This is a genomic window from Streptomyces sp. 12E (genome assembly GCF_055633275.1).
In genome coordinates, this window is record NZ_JBVNCJ010000001.1 from 3,230,191 (window position 1) to 3,254,996 (window position 24,806).

Sequence of the window (24,806 nt, forward strand, 5' to 3'; positions counted from 1 at the left end):
CCGGGGAGACCTCAGCCCAGCGCCCCGTCCAGCAGCGCCGCCCACTGCGCCACCACCCGTTCCCGGCGGGCCCCGTCGTCGGTGAGGAGGGTGGCGAGGCCCAGGCCGCGGGCCATGTCGAGGAGGCCCTGGACGGTTTCCCGGACGCCGGGGCGGGACTCGTCGGCGCCGAGGAGTTCGACGGCGATGCGGTGGGACTCGCGGCCGACGCGCAGCTCCAGCTCGGTCACGCGCGGGCGCAGCTGCTCCTCGTCGGAGGCGGCGACCCACAGGTGGAGCGCCGCGCGGAAGACGGGGCCGGTGTAGAGGTCGACCAGCGCCGCGACCACCGCGCGGCGGTCACCGGCCGCGGCGCCCTCCGGGAAGAGGGCGCGCAGGGCGGTGGAGCGTTCCTCGGCGACGTACTCCACGGCGGCCGTGAAGAGGTCCTCACGCGTCGGGAAGTGGTGCTGGGCCGCCCCCCGGGAGACGCCCGCGCGTTCGGCGACCACCGAGACCGTGGAGCCCGCCCAGCCGCGCTCGGCGAGGCAGGCCACGGCGGCCTCCAGGAGCCGCTGCCGGGTGGCCCGGCTGCGGTCCTGCTTGGGGACTCGTTCCGCACGGTCGGCCGTGCTCACACCACCCATTGCGGATCCCGTCGTTCGAGGAAGGCCGTCATTCCCTCGCGCGCGGGGGCGGAGGCGAAGAGGCGTGCCGAGAGCGCGGCCAGGCCGGCCGCGTCCCGGTCGAAGGTCTCCAGCACCCTAGCCGTGAGCAGCCGTTTCGTCTCGGCCAGGGCCTCGGGGGCGGATCTGCGCAGCCCGTCGAGGATCGGCGCGAGGACCTCGTCCACGTCGTCGCCGGCGGCGGTGAGCAGGCCGATGCGGGCGGCCTCGGCCGGGTCGAGGCGTTCGCCGGTGAGGCAGTAGCGGGCCAGGGCGCGCGGATCGGCGCGGGGCAGCAGCGGCAGCGAGATCACGGCGGGCGCGACCCCGATGCGGACCTCGGTGAAGGCGAACGTCGCCGCGCGGGAGGCGACGGCGACGTCACAGGCGGCGAGCAGGCCCAGGCCGCCCGCGCGGACGTGTCCGGTGACCCGCGCGAGGACCGGTTTGGGCACCTCCACGATCTGCCGCAGCAGGCCCGTCAGCGCCTCGGGCGCGGGCGGGTCGCGCAGGTCGGCGCCCGCGCTGAAGGTGGTGCCGGTGTGGGTGAGGACCACCGCGCGGACGCCGGTGTCCTCACCGGCCTCGGTGAGCGCGTCGGCCAGTTCGCCGACGAGGGCGGCGGACAGGGCGTTGCGGCGCTGCGGGGCGTCGAGGGAGAGCGTCTCGACGCCCCGTTCGCGGGAGCGGCCGATCAGGGTCACGAGGGCTCCTCGTGCGCCGCGCGGAGCTCACGGCGCAGGATCTTTCCGGAGGCGGCGCGCGGGACGCCGTCGACGAAGGTGACGCGCCGGACGCGCTTGTACGGGGCGACACGCTCGGCGACGTACGCCATGACCTCCCCCTCGGAGAGCTCCGGGGCGGACGGATGGCGGACGACGCAGGCGTGCGGGACCTCGTTGCCGTCCTCGTCGTGGACGCCGATGACGGCGGCGTCGGCGATGCCGGGGTGGGTGAGGAGCAGCGCCTCCAGGTCGGCGGGGGCGACCTGGAAGCCCTTGTACTTGATCAGTTCCTTCACCCGGTCCACGACGAAGAGCCATCCCCCACCGTCGACGTGCCCGACGTCCCCGGTGTGCAGCCAGCCGTCCGCGTCGATCATCGCGGCGGTGGCGTCGGGGCGGCCGAGGTAGCCCTTCATGACCTGCGGACCGCGGATGAGGATCTCGCCGGACTCGCCGGGGCCGAGGTCCTCGCCGGGGTCGTCGAGGGAGACGATGCGCATCTCGGTGCCGGCGATCAGCTTGCCGACGGTGCCGGGGGGCGCGTCGCCCATCGCGTCCAGGGGGACGACGTGGGTGCCCGGCGAGAGTTCCGTCATGCCGTACGCCTGGCCGACGGGCGGCAGTCCGAGCCGCCGCGAGCAGGCGGCGGCGAGGCTCGCGTCCAGGGGTGCGGCGGCGCTGACGACGTACTTCAGGGACGACAGGTCGTACCGGTCGACCAGGGGGTGCTTGGCGAGGGCCAGGACGATCGGCGGGGCCACGTACAGGCCGGTGATGCGGTGGTTCTGGACGGCCGCGAGGAACGTCTCCAGGTCGAAGCGCGGCAGCACGACGACGGTGGCGCCCTGCCGGAGGGGGGCGTTCATCAGGGCGGTGAGCCCGTAGATGTGGAAGAACGGGAGGACGGCGAGGACGCGGTCGCCGGGGCCCGCCGTGATCAGCGGCTGGAGCTGGGCGAGGTTGGTGGCGATCTGCCGGTGGGTGAGCATCACGCCCTTGGGGACGCCGGTGGTGCCGGAGGAGTACGGCAGGGCGGCGACGTCCTCGACCGGGTCGATGTCGACCACCGGCTCGGGCGCGGTGGAGGCCAGCATGTCGATCAGGGACCGGTGTCCGGGCGCGCTGTCGCAGACGAGGATCTCCTCGATCCCGCCGGCCAGTTCGGCGGCCCTGCGCGCGGTCTCCAGCAGCGGGGAGACGGTGACGATCCAGCGGGCCGCGCAGTCCTTCAGCTGCTTGCCGAACTCCTCGGCGGTGGCGAGGGGGTGCACGGTGGTGACGGAGGCGCCCGCGCGGGTGGCCGCGTAGAACGCGAGGGGGAAGGCGACCGTGTTGGGGCTGTGCAGGGCGAGCACGTCCCCCTTGCGCACGCCCGCCTCGGCGAGGGCGGCGGCGACCCGCCGGTGGAAGCGGTCCACCTGCTCGTAGGTGAGGGTGGTGCCGTCGGTTCCGTCGATCAGTGCCGGGGTGCTCCCGAACTCGGCGGCCCGGGCGAGCACCGCGTCATGAACGGGGAGTTCCACGGGGGAGACGTCTGCGTACTCGCTTCGGAACATGGTTCCTCCAGGACGGCCGGGAGTGCCTAGTACGACTTGGGAAGGCCCAGGGTCCGGTGGGAGACGTAGTTGAGGATCATCTCCCGGCTCACCGGGGCGATGCGGGACACGCGCGCGGCGGTGATCAGCGAGGCGAGCCCGAACTCGCGCGTGAGGCCGTTCCCGCCGAGGGTGTGCACGGCCTGGTCGACGGCCTTCACACAGGCCTCGGCGGCCGCGTACTTGGCCATGTTGGCGGCCTCGCCGGCGCCGGTGTCGTCGCCGGCGTCGTAGAGGTGGGCGGCCTTCTGCGTCATCAGGCGGGCCAGTTCCAGGTCGATGTGCGCCTGGGCGAGGGGGTGGGCGATCGCCTGGTGGGAACCGATGGGGGCGCTCCACACCGTGCGCTCGCGCGCGTACTCGACGGCGCGGGCGAGCGCGTGGCGGCCCATGCCGATCGCGAAGGCGGCGGTCATGACGCGTTCGGGGTTGAGGCCGGCGAAGAGCTGGAGCAGGCCCGCGTCCTCGTCGCCCACGAGGGCGTCGGCGGGCAGCCGTACGTCGTCGAAGGCGAGCTCGAACTGCTTCTCGACGGCGTTGAGTTCCATGTCGATGGGGCAGCGCCGGAAGCCCTCGGCGTCCCGCGGGACGATGAACAGGCAGGGTTTGAGCCTGCCCGTGCGGGCGTCCGCGGTGCGGCCCACGACGAGGGTGGCGTCGGCGATGTCGACGCCGGAGACGAACACCTTGCGGCCGGTGAGGAGCCAGTCGGCGCCGTCGCGGCGTGCCGTCGTGGTGATGCGGTGGCTGTTGGAGCCGGCGTCGGGTTCGGTGATGCCGAAGGCCATCAGCCGGCTGCCGTCGGCCAGGGCGGGCAGCCACTCCCGCTTCTGGGCCTCGGTGCCGAAGCGGGAGATGACGGTGCCGCAGATCGCCGGGGAGACGATCATCATCAGCAGGGGGTTGCCGGCGGCGCCCATCTCCTCCAGCACGAGCGAGAGTTCGGCGATGCCGCCGCCGCCACCGCCGTACGCCTCCGGCAGGTTGACGCCGATGTAGCCGAGCTCGGCCGCTTCCCGCCAGAAGGAGCGGTTGTCGGCGCCGTGGGTGGCGCGGGGGTGCTTGCTCGCGAACGCGGCGACGGCTTCGCGGAGGGCCTTGTGCTCTTCTGACTCGATCACCGGCATGAGCGCTCCTAAGGGGGAGGGTCTTCGGGCGTCAGGAGGGTGCGGGGCCGTCGTGGTCGGTCGTGCCCCTGAGGGGAGTCGCGTCCACGACCGCCAGGAGGGTGCCGGGCTCCACCTGCCGGCCCGTCACGGCGCGGAGGGTGGTCAGCGTTCCGGTGACCGGGGCGGTGATCCTGTGCTGCATCTTCATCGCCTCCAGCCAGAGGAGGGGCTGTCCGGCCTCCACGGGTGTGCCCTCGGTGAGGCCCTCGGCGACGCGGACGACCGTGCCCGGCATGGGGGCCAGGAGGGAGCCGGGGGCGTGCTGGACGGTGGGGTCGGGGAAGCGGGGCAGGGCGGTGAGGGCGGTGGCGCCCGCGTACACCTGGTCGCCGTAGCGGCTGACCTCGTAGCGGCGTCGTACGCCGTCCACGTCGAGGATCACGAGACCGGCGTCGGCGTGCACGACCCGCACACCGTCGGCCGCCAGGCCCTCGCGCGTGTGCCGGTAGCGGACCTCGTGCTCCTCGCCCGCCATCGCGTACCGCTTGACCTGCGGCTGTGAGGGCACGTTGCGCCAGCCGCCGAAGCGGGAGCGGCCGTGGGCGTCGGCGAGGGCCGCGGCGAGCGGGGCGTGCGGGTCGGGGGCCGGTTCGGTGAGGCCGGGAAGGTGGCGCTCGTAGAAGCCGGTGTCCATCCGGGCTTCCGTGAACTCCTCGTGCCGCAGGGAGCGGACGAGGAGGTCCCGGTTGGTGACGGGGCCGTGGATCACCGCGCGGTCGAGGGCGGAGGCCAGTCTGCGGACCGCCTCCGCGCGGGTGGGGGCGTGGGCGACGACCTTGGCGAGCAGGGGGTCGTAGTGGACGCCGACGGCGTCGCCGTCCGTGTAGCCGGTGTCCAGGCGCACGGCGCCGGGGACGGCGAGGCGGTGCAGACGGCCGGTCTGCGGGGCCCACTCCCGGGACGGGTCCTCGGCGTAGAGGCGGGCCTCGACGGCGTGGCCCCGCGCGCGCGGCGGGTCGTCCGCGAGGGCGTGGCCCTCGGCGACGCGGATCTGCTCGGCGACGAGGTCGAGACCGAACACGGCCTCCGTCACCGGGTGTTCCACCTGGAGGCGGGTGTTCATCTCCAGGAAGTGCGCCCGGCCGTCGGCGACGAGGAACTCGACGGTCCCGGCGCCGACGTAGGAGACGGCACGCGCGGCGCGTACGGCGAGGGCGTGGAGCTCCTCGGTGAGCGGGCCGGTGAGACCGGGTGCCGGGGCCTCCTCGATCACCTTCTGGTGGCGGCGCTGGAGGGAGCAGTCGCGGGTGCCCAGCGCCCACACGGTGCCGTGGGTGTCGGCGAGCACCTGCACCTCGACGTGCCGGCCGCCCTGCACGTACGGCTCGACGAACACCTCGCCGTCGCCGAAGGCGCTCGCGGCCTCCGCGCGGGCGGCGGCCAGTTCGCCGTCCAGGTCCGCGAGGCGCCGTACGACGCGCATCCCGCGTCCGCCGCCGCCCGCCGCCGCCTTCACCAGCACGGGCAGATCGGCCTCGGTGACGTTCCGCAGGGGCTCGACGCCCATCAGCTCCTTGGCGCGCGTCTTGGACGACATCGCCTCGATCGCCTCCGGGGGCGGCCCGATCCACACCAGACCGGCGTCCCGCACGGCCCGCGCGAAGCCGGCGTTCTCGGAGAGGAAGCCGTAGCCGGGGTGCACGGCGTCCGCGCCGGCCGCGAGGGCGGCCTTCACGATCAGGTCGCCGCGCAGATAGGTGTCGGCGGGCGCCGACCCCGGCAGCCGTACCGTCGTGTCGGCCACGCGCGCGTGGCGGGCGTTCTCGTCGGCGTCCGAGTGCACGGCGACCGTTCGGATTCCCAACTCGGTGCAGGTACGGGCGATGCGGCAGGCGATCTCGCCCCGGTTCGCGATCAGCAGGGAAGTGATCATCGGTCCCTCACATCCGGAAGACGCCGAAGCCACCGCGCGCGCCCTCGTAGGGCGCGGTGTGGACGGCCGACAGGCACAGGCCGAGGACGGTGCGGGTGTCGCGCGGGTCGATGACGCCGTCGTCGTGGAGCCGCCCGGACAGGAACACGGGCAGCGACTCGGACTCGATCTGCTGCTCCACCATGGCGCGCAGCGCCGCGTCCGCCTCGTCGTCGTACGGCCGTCCCTTCGCCGCCGCCGACTGGCGGGCGACGATCGACAGCACGCCGGCGAGCTGCTGCGGGCCCATGACGGCGGACTTGGCGCTGGGCCAGGAGAAGAGGAAGCGGGGGTCGTAGGCGCGGCCGCACATGCCGTAGTGCCCGGCGCCGTAGGAGGCGCCCATGAGGACGGACAGGTGGGGGACGCGGGAGTTGCTCACCGCGTTGATCATCATCGCGCCGTGCTTGATGATGCCGCCCTGCTCGTACTCCTTGCCGACCATGTAGCCGGTGGTGTTGTGCAGGAACAGCAGGGGGATGTCGCGCTGGTTGGCGAGCTGGATGAACTGGGCGGCCTTCCGGGACTCCTCGCTGAAGAGGACCCCCCGGGCGTTGGCGAGGATGCCGACGGGGTAGCCGTGGAGAGTCGCCCAGCCGGTGGTGAGGCTGGCCCCGTAGAGCGGTTTGAACTCGTCGAAGTCGGAGGAGTCGACGATCCGCGCGATGACCTCGCGCGGGTCGAAGGGGATCCTCAGATCGCCGGGGACGATGCCGAGGAGTTCCTCCTCGTCGTACTTGGGCGGTGCGGCCGGTCCCGGGTCGCCGTACGCCTTGCGGTGGTTGAGGCGGGCGACGACCCGGCGGGCCTGGCGGAGCGCGTCCGGTTCGTCGACGGCGAAGTGGTCGGCGAGGCCGGAGACGCGCGCGTGCATCTCGGCGCCGCCCAGGGACTCGTCGTCGCTCTCCTCGCCGGTCGCCATCCTCACCAGCGGCGGGCCGCCGAGGAACACCTTCGCCCGCTCCTTGACCATGATCACGTGGTCGGACATGCCGGGGACGTACGCGCCCCCGGCGGTGGAGTTGCCGAAGACGACGGCGACGGTGGGGATTCCGGCCGCCGAGAGCCGGGTCAGGTCCCGGAAGATCGCGCCGCCCGGGATGAAGATCTCCTTCTGGGAGGGCAGGTCGGCGCCGCCGGACTCGACGAGGCTGATGCAGGGGAGCCGGTTGGCGAGCGCGATGTCGTTGGCGCGCAGGGCCTTCTTCAGGCTCCAGGGGTTGCTCGCGCCGCCGCGCACGGTCGGGTCGTTGGCGGTGATCAGGCACTCCACGCCCTCGACGACGCCGATGCCGGTGACGAGCGAGGCGCCGACGGTGTATTCGCTCCCCCACGCGGCCAGCGGGGAGAGCTCCAGGAAGGGCGTGTCGGGGTCGAGGAGCAGCTCGATGCGCTCGCGGGCGAGCAGCTTGCCGCGCTTCCGGTGCCGTTCGACGTACTTGTCGCCGCCGCCCGCGAGGGCATTGGCGTGCTCGGCGTCGAGTTCGGCCAGCTTGGCCAGCATGGCGTCGCGGTGCGCCCGGTACTCCGGGTCGGCCGGGTCCAGGGCGGATTCGAGGACCGTCACAGGAGGACCTCCGGGATGTCGAGGTGCCGGGAGCGCAGCCATTCGCCGAGCGCCTTGGCCTGCGGATCGAAGCGGGCCTGCGCGGCGACGCCCTCGCCGAGGATGCCCTCGACGAGGAAGTTCAGGGCGCGCAGGCGGGGCAGGACGTGCCGGGTGACCGGCAGGTCACGGGCCTCCGGGACCATCTCCCGGAACCGCTCGACGGTCAGCTCGTGCGCGAGCCACCGCCAGGCGTCGTCGGAGCGGACCCAGACGCCGACGTTGGCGTTCCCGCCCTTGTCGCCGCTGCGGGCGCCGGCGAGGAGGCCGAGGGGGGCTCTCGTGGTGGGTCCCGCGGGCAGCGGCTCGGGGAGCGCGGGCTCCGGTACGCCGGCGAGTACGGCGGTGTCGTGAGGTGCGTCCACGGCGATGCGGCGCCCGTCGTGGAGGACGGCCACATGGTCGACGTCACCCTGGGGGACGTACACATCCTCGAAGACGCCATAGGGGGAGCCCTTGCCCGGTGGTGCCATCACATGGAATCCGGGGTAGCTGGCCAGCGCCAGCTCGATGGCGGCCCCGCTCAGCACCCGTCCGACCGCCTCCTGCGCGGGGTCCCGTACGACGAGCCGCAGCAGCGCGCTCGCGGTCTCCTCGGTGCCGGCGTCGGCCCGGTCGGTGCGCACCAGCTCCCAGCGCACCTCGGCGGGCGGCGACTTGGCGAGCGCGTCGCCCATCTGCTCCTTCACCAGGGCGGCCTTGGCCTCGATGTCGAGCCCGGTGAGCACGAACACGACCTCGTTGCGGAAGCCGCCGAGCCGGTTGCGCCCGACCTTGAGCGTGGGCGGCGGGGCCTCCCCCCGGACGCCTTCGACGCGCACCCGGTCGGGCCCGTCCTGCCGCAGCCGTACGGTGTCGAGCCGCGCGGTGACGTCCGGCCCGGCGTACCGGGCGCCGCCCGTCTCGTAGAGCAGCTGCGCGGTGACGGTCCCCACGTCGACGAAGCCGCCGGTGCCGGGGTGCTTGGTGATGACGCCGGAGCCGTCGGCGTAAATCTCGGCGAGCGGGAATCCGGGCCGCCGGAGGTCACCGGGGCGGTGCTCGCCGAAGAAGGCGTAGTTCCCGCCGGTCGCCTGCGTCCCGCACTCCAGCACGTGCCCGGCGACGACGGCCCCCGCGAGCCGGTCGTACTCCGTCGGCGCCCAGCCGAAGTGGGCGGCTGCGGGCCCGGTGACGAGGGCCGCGTCGGTGACCCGCCCGGTGACGACCACGTCGGCGCCCGCGCGGAGGCACTCCGCGATCCCGAACCCGCCGAGGTAGGCGTGGGCGGCGAGGCCCCCGGGGTACCGCGCGGTGAGGTCGTCGCCCTCGACGTGGGCGACCCGTACGGGGATGCCGAGCCGGCCGGCGAGGGCGCGTACGGCGTCGGCGAGCCCGGCGGGGCTCAGCCCGCCGGCGTTGGTGACGATCCTGACGCCCCGCTCGTGGGCGAGCCCGAGGGTCTCCTCCAGTTGCCGCAGGAAGGTGCGCGCGTACCCGGCGGAGGGGTCCTTCAGCCGGTCGCGGGCGAGGATGAGCATGGTCAGCTCGGCGAGGTAGTCGCCGGTGAGGACGTCGACCTCGCCGCCGGTGAGCATCTCGCGCAGGGCGTCCGCGCGGTCGCCGTAGAAGCCGGAGAAGTTGCCGATGCGCAGGGTCACCGGGTGCCCGCCTTCGGCGGGCGGCCGCCGCCGGGGGGCCCGGCGAAGGCCTGGGCGATGTCCAGCCAGCGGTCGGCGTCGGGGCCGTCGGCGGTGAGGGCGAGGTCCGCGCGGTGGGCGCGCTGGGTGACCAGGAGGCAGAAGTCGAGCGCGGGTCCGGTGACGCGCTGGGGGGCGTCCTCGGGACCGTACGCCCACAGCCCGCCCCCCGGTCCGACGAGCTCGACGCGGAAGGGCTCGGCGGGCGGGGTGAGCCCGTGCGCGCCGTAGGCGAAGTCCCGGGTCCGCACCCCGAGCCACGCCACATGCCGGAGCCGGTCGCCGGGGGGCCGCACCACACCGATCGCGTCCGCCACGTCCTGTCCGTGCGCCCAGGTCTCCATGAGACGGGCGGTGGCCATGGAGGCGGCGGACATGGGCGGCCCGTACCAGGGGAACCGCGCCCTGGCCGGCGCCTCCCGCAGCGCCTTCTCCAGCGCCGCGCGCCCCTCCCGCCACCGCGCGAGCAGCTCGGCGGGCGCGGACCGGGCGTACTCATCGGCGCCCTCGTCCACGAAGGTGTGCGGGGCGGCGAGGGCCTTCTCCACCAGCGCCCGGAACCCGTCCGGGTCGGTGACGGCGAGCAGCGCGGAGCGGTCGGTCCAGGCGAGGTGGGCGATCTGATGGGCGACGGTCCAGCCGGCGGCGGGCGTCGGAAGTGCCCACTGCCCGGTGCCGAGTCCGGCCACCAGCCGGTCGAGGTCGTCACTCTCCTCACGCAGATCGTCGATCACGGGCGTCGGATCGGACACGAGGCGCTCCCCTCGGGACACGGACACGGCGGTGTGCGGCGCGGTTGCGTGGAGCATGGCAGCGGGGCCATAAACAAGCAAGCATGCTTGCATTAATTTTCCGGCCGACCGCGTACCGACCGACCCTCCCGCCGAGCCGTCAGGCGAGAGGATCGGGCGTGACCTGCCAGATGGTGACGAGCTCTGAACGTGGCGTGACCACGTAAACGAAAAATCCGCCGGAGACAAAGGCGTGCTTCGCCCCTTCGTCCATTCCCTGGTACGCGGGCCCGTGGAGGTGGAGCGCTTCCGCCGCTCTGACCAGTTCGTCAGCCGCCTTCTTCACCTCGGCGAGGAAATCCGGCGGAGCTCCGTCCGCGACGGTCTCCTCGTCGGGGACGTATTCCCAACGCCAGGTCACTCCGCGTGCACCGCCTTGGCGGCGTCGCGGTACAGGGAACTCGCCGTTGCCAGATGTGTGCGTGCCTCGTCCGCCGTAGTGGCGATCCGGGCGAGGTACTCGGCGCGGTGGTAGGCCTGAGCCATGGCCGGGTGACGCTCGATCTCGATCAGAGCGGCCCAGTGGCTGAGGTAAGCGTGTACCGGCTTGAGCGAACCGTGCTCCACGGCCTCCGCGAGCGCTTGGTCCTTTGCCTGGTCGTACGCCGCCAGAAGGCCGGGGGCGACGACCGTGCAGGCGGCCCGCAGGGCACCCGGTGTTCGCTCGGGGCGAGGGATCAACGGGCGATCACCGGCGGTCTCACTGTGCTGCACGCTCATGGCGCTGTTCCCTTCGTGCCTCCGGGGACGTGCCGGTCACGCGGCAAGGCCGGTTGTTTCGAGAGACGAGAGCGACTCTAGTCCTGACGCGCCTCGCCGTGCCCGGCGATCGTCAGGAGACAGTCTCCGCTCCCTTCACCCTCCCCCGCCCCACCTGCGTCCGCACCGCCCCCATGCTCGCCGCGATGACCAGGGCGATGGCGGCGGCCTCGGCGGTGGAGAGGGCCTGGTCGAGGATCAGGAACCCCGCGGTGGCCGCGAGAGCCGGTTCCAGGCTCATCAGGATGGCGAAGGTGGAGGAGGGCAGGCGGCGCAGGGCGAGGAGTTCGAGGGTGTACGGGAGGACGGAGGACAGCACCGCGACCGCCGCGCCCAGGCCGAGGACCGCCGGGTCGAGGAGCTTCGTACCGGACTCGACGACGCCCAGCGGCAGGAAGAGGACCGCCGCCACGGCCATCGCGAGGGCGAGACCGTCCGCCTGCGGGAAGCGGCGCCCCGTACGCGCGCTGAAGACGATGTACGCCGCCCACATGGCGCCGGCGCCCAGTGCGAAGACCACACCCAGCGGGTCGAGACTGCTGAAGCCTCCGCCGCCGAGGAGGAAGACGCCGGCCAGGGCCAGCCCCGCCCACACGAGGTTGACCGCGCGCCGTGAGGCCAGGACGGACAGGGCGAGCGGGCCGAGCACCTCCAGCGTGACCGCGGGGCCCAGCGGGATGCGCGCGACGGACTGGTAGAAGAGGCCGTTCATCGCGGCCATGGCGACGCCGAAGACGATCACCGTGCCCCAGTCGGCGCGCGAGTGCCCGCGCAGCTTGGGCCGGCACAGCACCATCAGCACGAGCGCCGCCACCAGCAGCCGCAGCGTCACGACCCCGAGCGCACCGGCCCGCGGCATCAGCGTCACGGCCAGCGCCCCGCCGAACTGCACGGAGATCCCACCGGCGAGGACCAGCCCGACCGGCCCGAGGGAACCCCGTCCGCGCGGGGCGCCGGCCGGTGTGGGCGCACGGCCGTGCGGCCCCGTCCCTGTGGTGGCGGACGGGGTGGCGGCGCTGGGGACGGTCACGGGGCCTTCCAGGGACGTCGGAGTGGACACTTGCCTGTACCGAGTGTGCATCCTGATGAACTGCCCAGTCCAGGGTATTGAACGGAGTCAGCACCGTGAAGCACTTACATGCCTGACCATGCGGCCCCCGCCCCGCCCAGGTCAACTCCGTTCACCCCGTGGACCCAGCGGGTACCGTTCCCACCGGAGATCACCCGCGTCCGCTCCCACACCGTCCGAGGTCCCGTGCGACGACTCATTGCCCGTCTCTGGCGGCTCCTGCGCCCCGTGCAGAGCCGCATCATGTGGTTGCTGCACACCAAGTACGTGGTGGGCGTGACCGGCGTGGTGCGCGACGACGAGGGGCGGGTGCTGATGCTCCGCCACCGGATGTGGCCCGAGGGCCGCCAGTGGGGCCTGCCGAGCGGCTTCGCCCGCAAGGGCGAGGACTTCCGGGCGACGGTGGTGCGCGAGGTCAAGGAGGAGACGAACCTCGACGTGGAGGTGGGCCGCCTGGTCATGCTGAACAGCGGCCTGCGCACCCGCATGGAGGTGGCCTACGAGGCCCGCCTGCTCGGCGGCGAACTGCGCCTGGACCCCTTCGAGGTCCTGGAGGCCCGCTGGTGCCGCCCGGACGACCTCCCCAAGGGCGTCCAGCCGGTGTGCCACCCCCTGGTCCGGGGCGAGACGGCGCCCTGAGCGCACCGGCGGGTGAGCCCCGCCGTCCCGCCGAGTGCCTCACCCAGGCGCTGCGGGTGGCAGGGAGCCGAGGACGCGGGCCGCAGCAGCTCGGCTGAGCGCGTCGAGGACAGAAGGGCGGCGACTGCTCACGTGTCTTCCAGAGCAGCCGCCAGCACCTCCGCCAGGTGCCGCCCCCGCACGCCCGCCAGCTGCTCCAGTTGCGTACGGCAGGAGAAGCCGTCGGCCAGGACGACCGCCTCCTCCGGTGCCTTGCGGACCGACGGCAGGAGCCGGTCCTCCGCGCAGGCCCTGGAGACCTCGTAGTGGCCCTTCTCGAAACCGAAGTTGCCCGCCAGACCGCAGCAGCCGCCGGAGAGTTCGCCGGTGAGGCCCGCCGCCGCGCGCAGTCGGCGGTCGGGCTCCTCGCCCAGCACCGCGTGCTGGTGGCAGTGGGTCTGGCCGGTGACCGGGCGGTTCAGGGCCGGTGGGGTCCAGTCCGGGGCGTGCCGCTCCAGGGTTTCCGCGAAGGTCAGGACCCGTGCCGCGAGCCGCTCCGCGCGGGGGTCGTCGTGCAGCAGCTCCGGGGCGTCGGTGCGCAGAGCGGCCGCGCAGCTCGGTTCCAGGACCACCAGCGGGGCGTCGGTGGCCAGGACGGGTTCCAGCAGGTCCAGTGTGCGACGCAGCACCGCGCGGGCGCGGTCGAGCTGGCCCGTGGAGATGTAGGTGAGGCCGCAGCAGACCCGGGCCCTGCGGGCCGTCAGCAGGGACAGGGCGGAGCGGCTGCGGGCGTCGCCCACCGGGCGGCCGGCCATCCGCAGCGTCGGGGGCAGCGCCACCCGCAGGCCCGCCGCCTCCAGCACCCGTACGGCCGCCCGGCCCACCGACGGCGAGAGGTGTTCGGTGAAGGTGTCCGGCCAGAGGACCACCGGCCTGCCCTCCCCCGAGGACGCTCCCCGCCCTCGCCACCACCGCGTGAACGTCTCCCCCGCCACCCGGGGGATCTCCCGCTCGCCCGCGATCCCGCCCAGCCGCTTCGCCGTCCGCGCGAGCGGACCCGCCGAGGCCAGGGCGTTCACCGCCCCCGCGGTCCGCGTCCGCGCGACCCAGCCCAGCCACACCGGCAGCCACCCCGTCGCGTAGTGCGCGGCGGGGCGGCGGCGGCCCGCGTAGTGGTGGTGCAGGAACTCCGCCTTGTACGTGGCCATGTCGACCCCGACCGGGCAGTCCGAGCGGCAGCCCTTGCAGGACAGGCACAGGTCGAGGGCGTCCCGTACCTCCGTGGAGCGCCAGCCGTCGGTCACCAGCTCGCCCGCGAGCATCTCGTGCAGCAGGCGTGCGCGCCCGCGCGTGGAGTGCCGTTCCTCGCCCGTCGCGCGGAACGACGGGCACATCACCGCCGGCCCCGGCACGGACGTCGTACGGCACTTGGCGACGCCCACGCAGCGGCGCACCGCCGCCGAGAAGTCGCCGCCGTCGGCCGGGTAGCCGAAGGCGACGTCGACCGGTTCGCGCGGGAGGACGGAGAAGCGGAGGTTCGCGTCCAGGGGGGCCGGGCGGACCAGCATGCCCGGGTTGAGGAGGTCGTCCGGGTCCCAGAGGGCCTTCACGCGTGCGAAGAGGGCGACCGTCTCGTCGCCGTACATGCGCGGGAGCAGTTCGGCGCGTGCCTGGCCGTCCCCGTGTTCGCCGGAGAGCGAGCCGCCGTGGGACACGACCAGGCCGGCCAGCTCCTCCGAGAAACGACGGAAGCGGGCGACGCCCGGTCCGGTCAGCAGGTCGAAGTCGATGCGGACGTGGATGCAGCCGTCCCCGAAGTGCCCGTACGGGGCGCCGCGCAGGCCGTGGTCCGCCATGAGGGCCCGGAAGTCGCGCAGGTACGCGCCGAGCCGGGCGGGCGGCACCGCGCAGTCCTCCCAGCCGGGCCAGGCCTCCGTGCCGTCCGGCATCCTGGTCGCCGTGCCGCTCGCGTCCTCCCGGATCCGCCACAGCGCGCGCTGCCGGGCCGGGTCGGTGACCACCAGGGAGTCCAGGACGTCGGCCGCGCGGACGATGCGCTCCGCACCCGCGCGCGCCTCCGCCGCCGTGTCCCCGCCGGTCTCCACGAAGAGCCAGGCGCCCCCGCGCGGGAGGCCCGCGCCGAACGGCACGAGGTCCGCCGCCATGCCCTCCACGGTCAGCGGACCGTGCTCCAGCAGCCCCGCCGCCGCCTCCGCGGCCCCGCTCTCGTCCGCGTACGCCAGCACGGCGAGCGCCCGCGCGCGCGGCGCCCGTACGAGGTCCACGACCGCCTCCGTCAGCACGCCCAGTGTGCCCTCCGAACCGCAGAGGGAGCGGGCGACGTCCACGCCCCTCTCGGGCAGCAGGGCGTCCACCGCGTAGCCGGAGATGCGGCGGGGGAGGTCGGGGAAGCCGGTGCGCAGACGGGCCAGTTCGCCGTCCACCAGCTCCCGCAGCCCCGCCGGGGCCCCGGCCCCGTCCCGGCCGGGGCGCAGGCGCTCCCCGCGCGAGGTGACGACCGCCAGTTCGCGCACGCTGTCGGCCGTCGTGCCCCAGGCCACCGAGTGGGAGCCGCAGGAGTTGTTGCCGATCATGCCGCCGAGGGTGCAGCGGCTGTGGGTGGAGGGGTCCGGGCCGAAGCGCAGGCCGTGCGGGGCGGCGGCCTCCTGGAGGCGGTCGAGGACGAGACCCGGCTGGACGACGGCCGTGCGGGCCTCCGGGTCGAGGGACAGCAGACGGTTCATGTGGCGGGTGAAGTCGAGCACCACCCCGGTGCCGGTCGCCTGCCCCGCGATCGAGGTGCCGCCGCCGCGCGGCACCACGGGGACGCCGTGCATCCGGCAGACCGACAGCGCCGCCGCCACGTCGTCGGCGTCCCGCGGAGCCACCACGCCGAGCGGTACCCGGCGGTAGTTGGAGGCGTCCATCGTGGTCAGCGCCCGTGCGGTCGCGGTGAAGTCGACCTCGCCGCGCACGGCCGCCCGCAGCCCGGCCGACAGTTCCCGGTGATCCGTCATGCCCTCAGGATGCCTCCGCCGAGGCCGGGCACGGGCGACGGCGCCCCGCGCCCCACGGCGCCGCGGAGGCGCCCGACAGGCGCCCAGGATGGGGTGACCGACGAAAACGGAAGCGGAATCTTCCCAAGTCGAACACGAACTCTCATATAGTGACCGCGAGTTGCGCGCAGTTGTCGGACTCGTTCGAAAGCGACCCCGAAACCGGGTCCGGCACTCCCGTGAAACCGCCCGAGGACCGCGCAGACACGACGGTGTACGCCCGCGGACCGACCGAGGACCCGACCGAGGACTGACCGAGGACCCTGATTGATGACCTCCCCCCTGCTCCCCGGCGACCGCCCCGCCCCCCGCAGCCTGCTGCCCGTCCCGCTGCTCACCGCGGCGCTCGCCGCGGCCGCGGTCGTCACCGCCGTCCTCCTCGTGCCGGACTCCGCGGCCGGCGCCGTCATGGCGACCGGTGCGGTCGCCGCCGTGCTGCTGTGCGCGGCCGCCACGGTGGCCACGTACACCGTCCTGTCGGCGCGCACCGCCCGGACGCGGCTGGACGCCGTCACCCAGGACGTCGGCCGGCTGCTCCAGGAACGCGCCCGGCTGACCGAGGAGTCCCGCCGCCAGCACGAGCGGCTGACCGGCGAACTCACCCGCGAGCGGGCCCGGTTGTCCGCCGAGCTGGACCGGGAGCGCAACCACCTCGCCGAGGCCCTGGCCGCCGAGCGCGACCGCCTCACCGAGCAGCACGCCGCCGACACCGCCCGCCTGGCACGGGAGCACGCCGACGAGCGGGCCCGGCTCACGGACGACCACACCGCCGCGCTGAAGCGGCTCGCCGAGGAGCACGCCGGGAAACTGCGCCTCATCACCGAGGAACACGGCGCCCACACCGCCCGGTCGGCCCGCGACCACGCGGAGGAGCGCGACCGGCTGACCGGGGAACTGGACCGGCTCGGAGCGGACCGGGACCGGCTCACCGCGGAGAACGCGCGGCTGACCGCCCGGCTGCGCGAGGCCGAGGGCGCCCGGGCCGCCGCGCTCTCCGCGACCGCCAACGCGGCCGGACGCATGCAGGCCCTGGCCACCGGCATGCTCGCCGACCTGCGCGCGATGGAGGAGAAGCACCACGACGAGGAGGTCCTCGCCGACCTGCTCCACCTCGACCACCGCACCGCGCAGGCGGGCAGGCTCGCCGACTCCGTCGCCGTCCTCACCGGCGCCCGCTCCGGCCGCCGCTGGGCCCGGCCCATCTCCATGGAGTCGATCCTGCGCGGCGCCATGGGCCGGATCAGCGGCTACCAGCGGATCAGGGTCCACTCCGCAAGCGACACCGCGGTCGCCGGGCACGCCGCCGAGGGCGTGATGCACGCGCTCGCCGAACTCCTCGACAACGCCGCGAACTTCTCGCCGCCGACCGCCGAGGTCCACGTGTACGTCGAGGAGGTCCCGGCCGGGGTCATCGTCTCCGTCGAGGACAGCGGGCTCGTCATGGGCGAGGCACAGCTGCGTCGCGCCGAGCGCGCGGTCTCCGGCGAGTCCGCCGGGCTCGGGGGTCTCACCGGCACCCGGCTCGGCCTCGCCGTGGTCGGCCGGCTCTCCCGGCGGTACGGGCTCCGGGTCTCCTACCGGCCCTCGGCCCGCGGCGGCACGGGCGTCCTGGTACTCGTCCCGCAGGACATCCTCGTACCGCCGGAGGCGGCACCCGCGGCCCCGGTGACGGCCGGCGGCACCGCCGCGCCGGTGTCCCGCACCCCTGCGGCCGGCGCCCCGTCCGTCCCCGCGGCCCCCGCCGCGCTCGGCCCCAAGGCCCCGGCGGAGAAGGCGGCCGGCGCCCTCCCCCACCGCCGTACGGAAACCGCCCCCGGCCGGCCGGAACCGGAGACCAGCCACGTCACCGCGCACGACGGCGACGGCGCGACCGGCGAGGGCGCCGTCCCGGCGGACCGGCCGGCGCCCTCCGGGAACACCCGCCCCGCCCCCTCCTACGCGGCCTCCCGCGCCGGCGCCGACCTCGACCCCGACCCGGTGCCGACCCACGAGTCCCCGGACCGGGACGCCGACGCCCCGCCCCTCGTGCTGCCCCGCCGCCGCCGGGGCCGCACCCTCGCCGAGGCCGAGCGCACGCGTCCGGGCAACCGCCACGCCGCGCACCGGCCCGCCCCGACCGCCGAGGAGACCAAGGCGCGCACCGCCCGCTTCAGCAGCTTCCGCCAGGCCGTCCGGCCTCCCACCCCGGAGGACACGGCCGCCCCGGACACCGGCGCCACCGCCGACCCGGCCCCCGAAGCACGACCCACCCCCGCGAACCCGGAAGGCGACACCACCTCATGACCGGCACGACGACCGCCGACGAGAAGCTCACCTGGCTGCTGGAGGGCCTGCTGGAGCGCACGCCGGGCGCACGGCACGCGCTCGTGCTCTCCCGCGACGGCCTGAAACTGTGCCGCACCCCGGAGCTGTCCGCCGACCAGGCCGACCAGCTCGCCGCGATCGCCGCCGGCATCCAGTCGCTGTCGCACGGCGCCTCCGTCGAGTTCGGCGACGGCAGCGGCGGCGTGCGCTCGGCGATGACCGAGTTCTACGGCGGCGTGCTGTTCATCGTGGAGGCCGGCGAGGGCGCGCACCTGGCCGTCATCACCGCCGAGGACGCGGACGCCGGGCTCATCGGGCACAACATGAGCGAGCTCGTGGAGCAGCTCGGCGAACACCTGACCGCGCAGCCGCGCACCTCATGAGCAGGCCCGGCAGGGACGACGCCCCGGACCGGCTCTACACCCTCACCCAGGGGCGCAGCCGGTCCGGTCCCGACAACCCCTTCGACCTGGTGACCCTGGTCGTCGCCGAGTGCGATCCGGTGCCCGGCATGCAGTCCGAGCACGCGGCGATCCTGCGGCTGACCGAACGCCCCACGGCGGTCGTGGAGATCGCGGCCGAGCTGAAGCTGCCCGTCAGCATCACCCGGATCCTGCTCTCCGACCTCCACGCGGCGGGCCGGGTCAGCGCCCGTCACCCCCGCAAGGCCGCCGTACCCGACCCCGACATCCTGGAGCAGGTGCTCGTTGGACTCCGCAACCTCTGAGACGCGCACGCCACTGGGCGCGTCGGCCGACAACGGCCTGAAGATCGTGGTCGTGGGCGGCTTCGGCGCCGGCAAGACCACGATGGTCCGTTCGGTCAGTGAGATCCGTCCCCTCAACACCGAGGAGACGATGACCCAGGCCGGGGAGGCCGTCGACGACATCAGCGGGGTGCGCGCCAAGACCGCGACCACCGTCGCCTTCGACTTCGGCCGCATCACCCTCGACGCGCGCAACGTGCTGTACCTGTTCGGCGCGCCCGGCCAGGAACGCTTCTGGTTCCTGTGGGACCGGCTGTTCTCCGGCACGCTCGGCGCGGTCGTGCTGGTCGACACCCGGCGCATCGACGACTCCTGGTACGCCATCGACCGGCTGGAGAAGCACGGCACGCCGTTCATCGTGGCCTGCAACGACTTCGGCGGCCCCACCTTCACCCCCCAGCAGATCCGCGATGCCCTCGACCTCGACCCGCACGTGCCGCTGGTGAACTGCGACGCGCGGTCCCGGGAGTCCAGCAAGATCGTGCTGATCACGCTGGTGGAGCACATCCAGGCCCTGTACGCCGATCCGGCCCGAGCCCCCCGTCAGGAGCTGGTGTGAGTCCCGCCTCCCTCCCCAACGCCGTCCGCTTCCAGGGATCCCTGCTGCAGGACGACCCGGCCCGCGTGTACCGGGAGATGCGGCGCGAACACGGCAGCGTCGTCCCGGTGGTGCTGGACGGGGACGCGCCGGCGTGGCTGGTGCTCGGCTACCGCGAGCTGCACCAGGTCACCGGCGACCCGGTGCTGTTCAGCCGCGACTCCGACCTGTGGAACCAGTGGGAGAACATCCCCGACGACTGGCCGCTGCTGCCGATGATCGGCCGCAGGCAGCCGTCGATCCTCTACACCGTCGGCGAGCGGCACCGTGAGCGCGCCGGGATGCTGGGCAACGCGCTGGAGGCGGTCGACCCGTTCGAACTGCGCGGCTACGCCGAGAAGTTCGCGGACGAACTGATCGACGGCATCTGCCCCAGGGGCACCGCCGACCTGATCGGCGAGTTCGCGATGCTGCTGCCGGTGCGGGTGCTGGCCCGGCTCTTCGGTTTCTCCGACGAGGAGGGCCCGGCCCTGGTCACCGCCCTCAACGACATGATCGACGGGCGGGAGCGGGCCCTCGCGGGCCAGAGCCACCTGTTCACGTCGATGACGGAGCTGGTGGCCGCCCGCAAGAGCGCGCCCGCCGAGGACGTCGCGTCCCGGATGCTCGCCGACCCCTCCGGCTTCACCGAGGAGGAGATCCTCCAGGACCTGATGGTGATGCTGGCGGCCGGACACCAGCCGACCGCCGACTGGATCGGCAACTCGCTGCACCTGATGCTCACCGACAGCCGCTTCGCGGCCTCCCTGTTCGGCGGCCGCAACAGCATCGCCGAGGCGATGAACGAGGTGCTGTGGGAGGACACGCCGACACAGAACGTGGCCGCCCGCTGGGCGTCCCGCGACACCCAGCTCGGCGGACGCCGGATCCGCGCCGGCGACATGGTGCTGCTCGGTCTGCAGGGCGCCAACTCCGACCCGCAGGTGCGCACCGACGGCTCGGCGCTGACCGGCGGCAACGGCGCCCACTTCTCCTTCGGTCACGGGGAGCACCGCTGCCCGTTCCCGGCGCAGGAGATCGCCGAGGTGATCGCCCGGACCGGCATCGAGGTCGTACTGGACCGGCTGCCGGACATCGACCTCGCGGTGCCGGCCGCGAAGCTGACCCGCCGCCCGTCGCCGTGGCTGCGCGGGCTGTCCGAGCTCCCGGTCACGTTCACACCCACTCCCGCCCTTGGAGGCTCGCCCGCATGACGGCTGGTACGGACACCATGACGACGGGTACCGAACAGACCCGCATCCCCCTCGACCCCTTCGTCTCCGACCTGGACGGGGAGAGCGCCGCGCTGCGGGCGGCCGGGCCGCTGGCCGCCGTGACGCTGCCGGGCGGCGTACCGGTGTGGGCGGTCACCCACCACGCCGAGGCGAAGAAGCTGCTCACCGACCCGCGCGTGGTGAAGGACATCAACGTCTGGACCGCCTGGCAGCGCGGCGAGATCGCCCCCGACTGGCCGCTGATCGGGCTGGCCAACCCGCCCCGCTCCATGCTCACCGTGGACGGCGCCGACCACCGCAGGCTGCGCACCCTGGTCGCGCAGGCGCTCACCCCGCGCCGGGTGGAGCGGATGCGGGAGCGGATCACGGAGCTGACCGAGGGCCTGCTGGACCGGGTGGCCGCGCAGCCCGGCGACACGGTCGACCTGAAGGCGGCGTTCGCCTACCCGCTGCCGATGTACGTCATCGCCGACCTGATGGGGCTGGCGGAGGAGCGGCTGCCGCGGCTGAAGGAGCTCTTCGAGAAGTTCTTCTCCACGCAGACCCCGCCCGAGGAGGTCATCGCGACGCTGACCGAACTGGCCCGGATCATGACCGAGACGGTGGCGCACAAGCGCGAGCACCCGGGCGACGACCTGACCTCCGCGCTGATCCAGGCTTCGGAGGACGGCGACCGCCTCACCGACGAGGAGATCGTCGCCACGCTCCAGCTGATGGTGGCGGCCGGCCACGAGACGACGATCTCCCTCATCGTCAACGCGGTGGTCAACCTGTCCCTCCACCCCGAGCAGCGGGAGCTGGTGCTGTCCGGCGAGGCGGACTGGTCGGCGGTGGTCGAGGAGACCCTGCGGTACGCCACGCCGACGTCCCACGTGCTGATCCGGTTCGCGACCGAGGACATACCGGTGGGCGACAAGGTCCTGCCGGCCGGTGACGCGCTGATCGTGTCGTACGCCGCGATCGGCCGCGACGAGCAGGCGCACGGTCCGACGGCCGGCGTCTTCGACATCACCCGCGAGACCGCCAGCCGGCACATCTCCTTCGGTCACGGCCCGCACGTGTGCCCCGGCGCGGCCCTGTCGCGCCTGGAGGCGGGCGTGGCCCTCCCGGCCCTGTACGCCCGCTTCCCGAAGCTGGACCTGGCGGTCCCGGCGAGCGAGCTGCGCAACAAGCCGGTGGTCACCCAGAACGACCTGTTCGAGCTCCCGGTGAAGCTGGGCGGGTGAGCGACGCGGGTGGCGGACGGACCTCCCCCCGGTCCGTCCGCCACCCGTCTCCTCCCGTCCGCCGCCCGTCTCAGCGGACGGACGATGTTTCGCCCGGGTTTCCCGCAGCCGCTAGGCTCCGGTCGTGGCTGAGATCCGGATTCCTGCTGACATCAAGCCCGCCGACGGTCGTTTCGGCGCGGGTCCCTCCAAGGTGCGGACGGAGGCGCTGGACGCCCTGGCCGCGACCGGCACGTCCCTGCTCGGCACCTCCCACCGCCAGGCCCCGGTGAAGAACCTGGTCGGCGCGGTGCGCGAGGGCGTCCGCGAGCTGTTCCGGCTCCCCGACGGCTACGAGGTGGTCCTCGGCAACGGCGGCTCCACCGCCTTCTGGGACATCGCGACCCACGGCCTGATCGAGAACAAGTCCCAGCACCTCACCTTCGGCGAGTTCAGCTCCAAGTTCGCCAAGGCCGCCAAGCTCGCCCCGTGGCTGGCCGAGCCCACCGTCGTCTCCGCCGACCCGGGCACGCACCCCGAGGCGGTCGCCGAGGCCGGCGTGGACGTCTACGCCTTCACCCACAACGAGACCTCCACCGGTGTCGCCATGCCGATCCGGCGGGTCGCCGGCGCCGACGAGGGCTCCCTGGTCCTGGTGGACGCCACCTCCGGCGCGGGCGGCCTGCCGGTCGACATCGCCGAGACGGACGTCTACTACTTCGCCCCGCAGAAGTCCTTCGCCTCCGACGGCGGCCTGTGGATCGGCGTGTTCTCCCCGGCCGCGATCGAGCGCGCCGAGCGGATCCACGCCTCCGGCCGCCACGTCCCGGAGTTCTTCTCGCTGCCCACGGCGATCGACAACTCCCGCAAGAACCAGACGTACAACACCCCGGCCCTGGCCACCCTCTTCCTGCTCAACCAGCAGCTGGAGTGGCTCAACGGCCAGGGCGGCCTGGACTGGGCCACGGCCCGCACCAAGGACTCCTCGACCCGCCTGTACACCTGGGCGGACGAGTCCAAGCACGCCACCCCGTTCGTCACCGACCCGGCCAAGCGGTCCCAGGTCATCGGCACGATCGACTTCACCGACGAGATCGACGCCGCCGCCGTCGCCAAGGTCCTGCGCGCCAACGGCGTCGTCGACACCGAGCCCTACCGCAAGCTCGGCCGCAACCAGCTCCGCGTCGCGATGTTCCCGGCCATCGACCCGTCGGACGTCGAGGCCCTGACCAAGTGCGTCGACCACGTCATCGAGCAGCTGTAGTCGTACCCGTACGACACCGAGGGGCGCCCGGCGGACCATCCGCCGGGCGCCCCTCGCGCATCCGTACGCCCTACTCCTCGACGAACAGCTCCTCGGCACGCTCCGCGCTCAGGGAGCGGTCGAGCCAGGTCCCCAGCACGTCGAGATCGGTGCAGCCGGTGATCCGCTCCCGGAGGGAGTCGGAGACCTCGACACCCCGCACATCGAGAACGCGCAGGATGGCCTCGGCCTTGCCCTCGGCCTTGCCTTCGGCCTTGCCCTCCTCCTTGCCCTCTTCCTTGCCTTCGAGCCACGACTCCTCGACGATCGTCTTGCTGCCCGGGAAGTTCGGGGTGTAAGTGGCCATCAGATGCCTCCAGTACTCACGGCCCGGGCCCTCACCCAGACCGACTTCGACGATCTCCGCCCAGTCCACGCGGTCCATGTCGCCACCCTCGTCCGACTCGATGGTGCCCTGGGACCCGGACTTGTCGGCGTTCTCCGCCACTCCTGACGCCAGCGCGTCCAGTATCACAGTCAGCGCCGGATCCTTGGCGTAGGCGAGCGCGGAGAAGACGGCGACTCCGAGGTCCCGGGCCGCCTCGTCCGCCTCGGTGATCACAGGGAGAATTCCGGGTCCCAGGACCAGCGGAAAGACGACCATGCTCGTGTGGAACCCGCGACCGATACGGATCGGCTCCGCCGCCCACGCAGCGGTCGCCTTGTCCTTGCACACCACCAGGAGGAACGCCTGGGCCTGCGGGCCGGCGGTCGGCCCTCCGTGCGCGGTGGTCAGGTACTGCTCCACCGCTGGTTGTCGCGGCCGTTGCATTCCCAGAGCACCACCTGGGTGCCGGACGCCCCTCCGAAGAGGTCCAGGCATTTACCGCTCGACGCGGACAGCAGCGATTTCCCTGACAGGCTGAACCGCTGAGCTGCCGACCGGTCACACGGTGCGAGGGTCACCGGTGTGCGGTCCGCGGTGCCGGTGACGGTCGCGCAGAGGTCACCCTGCCGGAGTGCCGTGTCGGACCCGATGCTCCACGACTGGGAGGCTGCGCCGGTGCAGGCTGCGACCACGAGTCCGGACCCCGAGCCGGCGCCTGTCAGGCAGTTGCCGGAGGCTTCGACCGCGAGCGCCCTCCCGGGGTCGGGAGCCGATCCGCCTGCCCGGCCGGTTCCGTCCTTGTCCGGCGCCTTGCTCACGGTGGGATCCGCTTCGTTCTCCGCCGTCTTGTCCGTGCCCGGTTCCGTTTCCCGGCCGGAGGACGTGGGGGAGCCGGTGGAGGGAGGCCGAGACGCCGCGGTCGCGCTCGCTGAAGCGCTCGAGGACCGCTCCACGTCAGGGATTTCGAGTTCGGTCGCATCGGACTGGTGCAGCTCGCCCGCGACGCCGGACTGCCGGTCGTCCTCCCCCTGGGACCCGCTGATCGTGACGGCCACCACGGCGGTTACCACCGCGACGGCCACGGAGGCGACAGCGATCCACTTCGCGGGTGGGCGGCGTGGACCGGACCGAGTGCTGTCGTCCGGCGCCGCCGGGCCAGTGGCGGATTCGTCACGGCCGGCGATACGGACGGGCGGCTCCGGTTGTGCGGTTGCCTGGCCGTCCCCGGTTTCGGCTCGATGAGCCGTAGCCGCACGGGCGAGAGCGGCACGGGCTGCCGCCAGCTTCGCCGCGTCGTCGACACCGGAAGGCCTGTCCGGTGGTGAGTCCACACGTCGGTCCTGGCCTGTGCTCCGTTTGGGCAGCTCCGGCATTCTGCCGTACTCCTCGTGCAGGGGTCGAGTGCGTCCGGAATTCCGTATTCCGGGAGAGGGTGAGCGGTGCGGTTGCGGTGGGGCTCGGTTCC

Annotated in this window: 22 protein-coding genes; 8 read left to right on the forward strand and 14 right to left on the reverse strand. The window is 73.6% G+C overall.

Annotated elements, in window-relative coordinates; genetic code table 11:
* Positions 1–11: 11 nt before the first annotated feature.
* The 11 genes from ACZ8ZB_RS14895 to ACZ8ZB_RS14945 form a co-directional block, all read right to left on the reverse strand.
* Positions 12–626 (reverse strand): TetR/AcrR family transcriptional regulator, encoded by a 615-nt coding sequence (locus tag ACZ8ZB_RS14895; protein ID WP_470738207.1) that lies wholly within the window; start codon positions 624–626, stop codon positions 12–14.
* Complete coding sequence (locus tag ACZ8ZB_RS14900; RefSeq protein ID WP_470738208.1) at positions 614–1,348, reverse strand: enoyl-CoA hydratase family protein; 735 nt, start codon at positions 1,346–1,348, stop codon at positions 614–616. Before ACZ8ZB_RS14900 ends, ACZ8ZB_RS14895 begins: the two co-directional genes overlap by 13 nt.
* The gene (locus tag ACZ8ZB_RS14905; protein WP_470738209.1) at positions 1,345–2,925 is read right to left on the reverse strand and encodes a 4-coumarate--CoA ligase family protein; all 1,581 of its coding nucleotides are present in this window, start codon (positions 2,923–2,925) and stop codon (positions 1,345–1,347) included. The genes ACZ8ZB_RS14900 and ACZ8ZB_RS14905 overlap by 4 nt, the downstream gene beginning before the upstream one ends.
* A 26-nt stretch (positions 2,926–2,951) precedes the next feature.
* Complete coding sequence (locus ACZ8ZB_RS14910) at positions 2,952–4,091, reverse strand: acyl-CoA dehydrogenase family protein (protein WP_470738210.1); 1,140 nt, start codon at positions 4,089–4,091, stop codon at positions 2,952–2,954.
* Between the two features lie 31 nt (positions 4,092–4,122).
* A complete protein-coding gene (locus ACZ8ZB_RS14915) occupies positions 4,123–6,006 on the reverse strand; it encodes an acetyl/propionyl/methylcrotonyl-CoA carboxylase subunit alpha (RefSeq protein ID WP_470738211.1) in 1,884 nt (627 codons plus the stop codon).
* A gap of 7 nt (positions 6,007–6,013) precedes the next feature.
* Positions 6,014–7,612, reverse strand: coding sequence for an acyl-CoA carboxylase subunit beta (locus ACZ8ZB_RS14920; protein WP_470738212.1), 1,599 nt, complete (start codon positions 7,610–7,612; stop codon positions 6,014–6,016).
* Positions 7,609–9,291: an acyclic terpene utilization AtuA family protein gene (locus ACZ8ZB_RS14925; RefSeq protein ID WP_470738213.1), complete on the reverse strand. Its 1,683-nt coding sequence runs from the start codon at positions 9,289–9,291 to the stop codon at positions 7,609–7,611. Before ACZ8ZB_RS14925 ends, ACZ8ZB_RS14920 begins: the two co-directional genes overlap by 4 nt.
* Positions 9,288–10,082: a TIGR03084 family metal-binding protein gene (locus ACZ8ZB_RS14930; protein ID WP_470738214.1), complete on the reverse strand. Its 795-nt coding sequence runs from the start codon at positions 10,080–10,082 to the stop codon at positions 9,288–9,290. The genes ACZ8ZB_RS14925 and ACZ8ZB_RS14930 overlap by 4 nt, the downstream gene beginning before the upstream one ends.
* Positions 10,083–10,221: 139 nt before the next feature.
* Positions 10,222–10,482: a hypothetical protein gene (locus tag ACZ8ZB_RS14935; RefSeq protein ID WP_470738215.1), complete on the reverse strand. Its 261-nt coding sequence runs from the start codon at positions 10,480–10,482 to the stop codon at positions 10,222–10,224.
* The gene (locus ACZ8ZB_RS14940) at positions 10,479–10,841 is read right to left on the reverse strand and encodes a DUF6247 family protein (protein WP_470738216.1); all 363 of its coding nucleotides are present in this window, start codon (positions 10,839–10,841) and stop codon (positions 10,479–10,481) included. The genes ACZ8ZB_RS14935 and ACZ8ZB_RS14940 overlap by 4 nt, the downstream gene beginning before the upstream one ends.
* Before the next feature lie 112 nt (positions 10,842–10,953).
* A complete protein-coding gene (locus ACZ8ZB_RS14945) occupies positions 10,954–11,910 on the reverse strand; it encodes an EamA family transporter (RefSeq protein ID WP_470738217.1) in 957 nt (318 codons plus the stop codon).
* Positions 11,911–12,135: 225 nt separating this feature from the next.
* Between ACZ8ZB_RS14945 and ACZ8ZB_RS14950 the strand changes: the two genes are divergently transcribed.
* Positions 12,136–12,588, forward strand: a complete 453-nt coding sequence (locus ACZ8ZB_RS14950) for an NUDIX hydrolase (protein ID WP_470738218.1) — start codon at positions 12,136–12,138, stop codon at positions 12,586–12,588.
* 128 nt (positions 12,589–12,716) lie between these two features.
* On the opposite strand, the gene ACZ8ZB_RS14955 is transcribed toward ACZ8ZB_RS14950, so the two are convergent.
* On the reverse strand, positions 12,717–15,584 hold the full coding sequence (locus ACZ8ZB_RS14955) for an FAD-binding and (Fe-S)-binding domain-containing protein (protein ID WP_470738219.1): 2,868 nt from the start codon (positions 15,582–15,584) through the stop codon (positions 12,717–12,719).
* Between the two features lie 309 nt (positions 15,585–15,893).
* Here ACZ8ZB_RS14955 and ACZ8ZB_RS14960 point away from each other — a divergent pair, with 309 nt between their 5' ends.
* From ACZ8ZB_RS14960 to serC, 7 genes are all read left to right on the forward strand, one after another.
* Complete coding sequence (locus ACZ8ZB_RS14960) at positions 15,894–17,906, forward strand: ATP-binding protein (RefSeq protein WP_470738220.1); 2,013 nt, start codon at positions 15,894–15,896, stop codon at positions 17,904–17,906.
* Positions 17,903–18,310 carry a roadblock/LC7 domain-containing protein gene (locus tag ACZ8ZB_RS14965; protein ID WP_470738221.1) on the forward strand — a complete coding sequence of 136 codons (408 nt, stop codon included), beginning with the start codon at positions 17,903–17,905 and terminating at the stop codon, positions 18,308–18,310. The genes ACZ8ZB_RS14960 and ACZ8ZB_RS14965 overlap by 4 nt, the downstream gene beginning before the upstream one ends.
* Positions 18,307–18,654: a DUF742 domain-containing protein gene (locus ACZ8ZB_RS14970; protein ID WP_470738222.1), complete on the forward strand. Its 348-nt coding sequence runs from the start codon at positions 18,307–18,309 to the stop codon at positions 18,652–18,654. Before ACZ8ZB_RS14965 ends, ACZ8ZB_RS14970 begins: the two co-directional genes overlap by 4 nt.
* A complete protein-coding gene (locus ACZ8ZB_RS14975; protein ID WP_470738223.1) occupies positions 18,635–19,252 on the forward strand; it encodes a GTP-binding protein in 618 nt (205 codons plus the stop codon). Before ACZ8ZB_RS14970 ends, ACZ8ZB_RS14975 begins: the two co-directional genes overlap by 20 nt.
* Positions 19,249–20,484 carry a cytochrome P450 gene (locus ACZ8ZB_RS14980; protein ID WP_470738224.1) on the forward strand — a complete coding sequence of 412 codons (1,236 nt, stop codon included), beginning with the start codon at positions 19,249–19,251 and terminating at the stop codon, positions 20,482–20,484. Before ACZ8ZB_RS14975 ends, ACZ8ZB_RS14980 begins: the two co-directional genes overlap by 4 nt.
* Positions 20,481–21,731: a cytochrome P450 family protein gene (locus tag ACZ8ZB_RS14985; RefSeq protein WP_470738225.1), complete on the forward strand. Its 1,251-nt coding sequence runs from the start codon at positions 20,481–20,483 to the stop codon at positions 21,729–21,731. Before ACZ8ZB_RS14980 ends, ACZ8ZB_RS14985 begins: the two co-directional genes overlap by 4 nt.
* Before the next feature lie 124 nt (positions 21,732–21,855).
* The gene (serC, locus tag ACZ8ZB_RS14990; RefSeq protein ID WP_470738226.1) at positions 21,856–22,974 is read left to right on the forward strand and encodes a phosphoserine transaminase; all 1,119 of its coding nucleotides are present in this window, start codon (positions 21,856–21,858) and stop codon (positions 22,972–22,974) included.
* Positions 22,975–23,044: 70 nt separating this feature from the next.
* Here serC and ACZ8ZB_RS14995 read toward each other — a convergent pair whose 3' ends face one another.
* Together ACZ8ZB_RS14995 and ACZ8ZB_RS15000 are read right to left on the reverse strand one after the other, a co-directional pair.
* Positions 23,045–23,761, reverse strand: a complete 717-nt coding sequence (locus tag ACZ8ZB_RS14995; protein WP_470738227.1) for a hypothetical protein — start codon at positions 23,759–23,761, stop codon at positions 23,045–23,047.
* Entirely contained in the window at positions 23,746–24,423 is a 678-nt protein-coding gene (locus tag ACZ8ZB_RS15000) for an RICIN domain-containing protein (protein WP_470738228.1), read from the reverse strand. Before ACZ8ZB_RS15000 ends, ACZ8ZB_RS14995 begins: the two co-directional genes overlap by 16 nt.
* Between the last annotated feature and the right edge of the window lie 383 nt (positions 24,424–24,806).

Coding starts and splice junctions, on each gene's coding strand:
- ACZ8ZB_RS14895 (WP_470738207.1), bottom strand. CDS start 626: ATGGGTGGTGTGAGCACGGCCGACCGTGCGGAACGAGTCCCCAAGCAG.
- ACZ8ZB_RS14970 (WP_470738222.1), top strand. CDS start 18,307: ATGAGCAGGCCCGGCAGGGACGACGCCCCGGACCGGCTCTACACCCTC.
- ACZ8ZB_RS14955 (WP_470738219.1), bottom strand. CDS start 15,584: ATGACGGATCACCGGGAACTGTCGGCCGGGCTGCGGGCGGCCGTGCGC.
- ACZ8ZB_RS14905 (WP_470738209.1), bottom strand. CDS start 2,925: ATGTTCCGAAGCGAGTACGCAGACGTCTCCCCCGTGGAACTCCCCGTT.
- ACZ8ZB_RS14960 (WP_470738220.1), top strand. CDS start 15,894: ATGACCTCCCCCCTGCTCCCCGGCGACCGCCCCGCCCCCCGCAGCCTG.
- ACZ8ZB_RS14915 (WP_470738211.1), bottom strand. CDS start 6,006: ATGATCACTTCCCTGCTGATCGCGAACCGGGGCGAGATCGCCTGCCGC.
- ACZ8ZB_RS14910 (WP_470738210.1), bottom strand. CDS start 4,091: ATGCCGGTGATCGAGTCAGAAGAGCACAAGGCCCTCCGCGAAGCCGTC.
- ACZ8ZB_RS14965 (WP_470738221.1), top strand. CDS start 17,903: ATGACCGGCACGACGACCGCCGACGAGAAGCTCACCTGGCTGCTGGAG.
- ACZ8ZB_RS14940 (WP_470738216.1), bottom strand. CDS start 10,841: ATGAGCGTGCAGCACAGTGAGACCGCCGGTGATCGCCCGTTGATCCCT.
- ACZ8ZB_RS14985 (WP_470738225.1), top strand. CDS start 20,481: ATGACGGCTGGTACGGACACCATGACGACGGGTACCGAACAGACCCGC.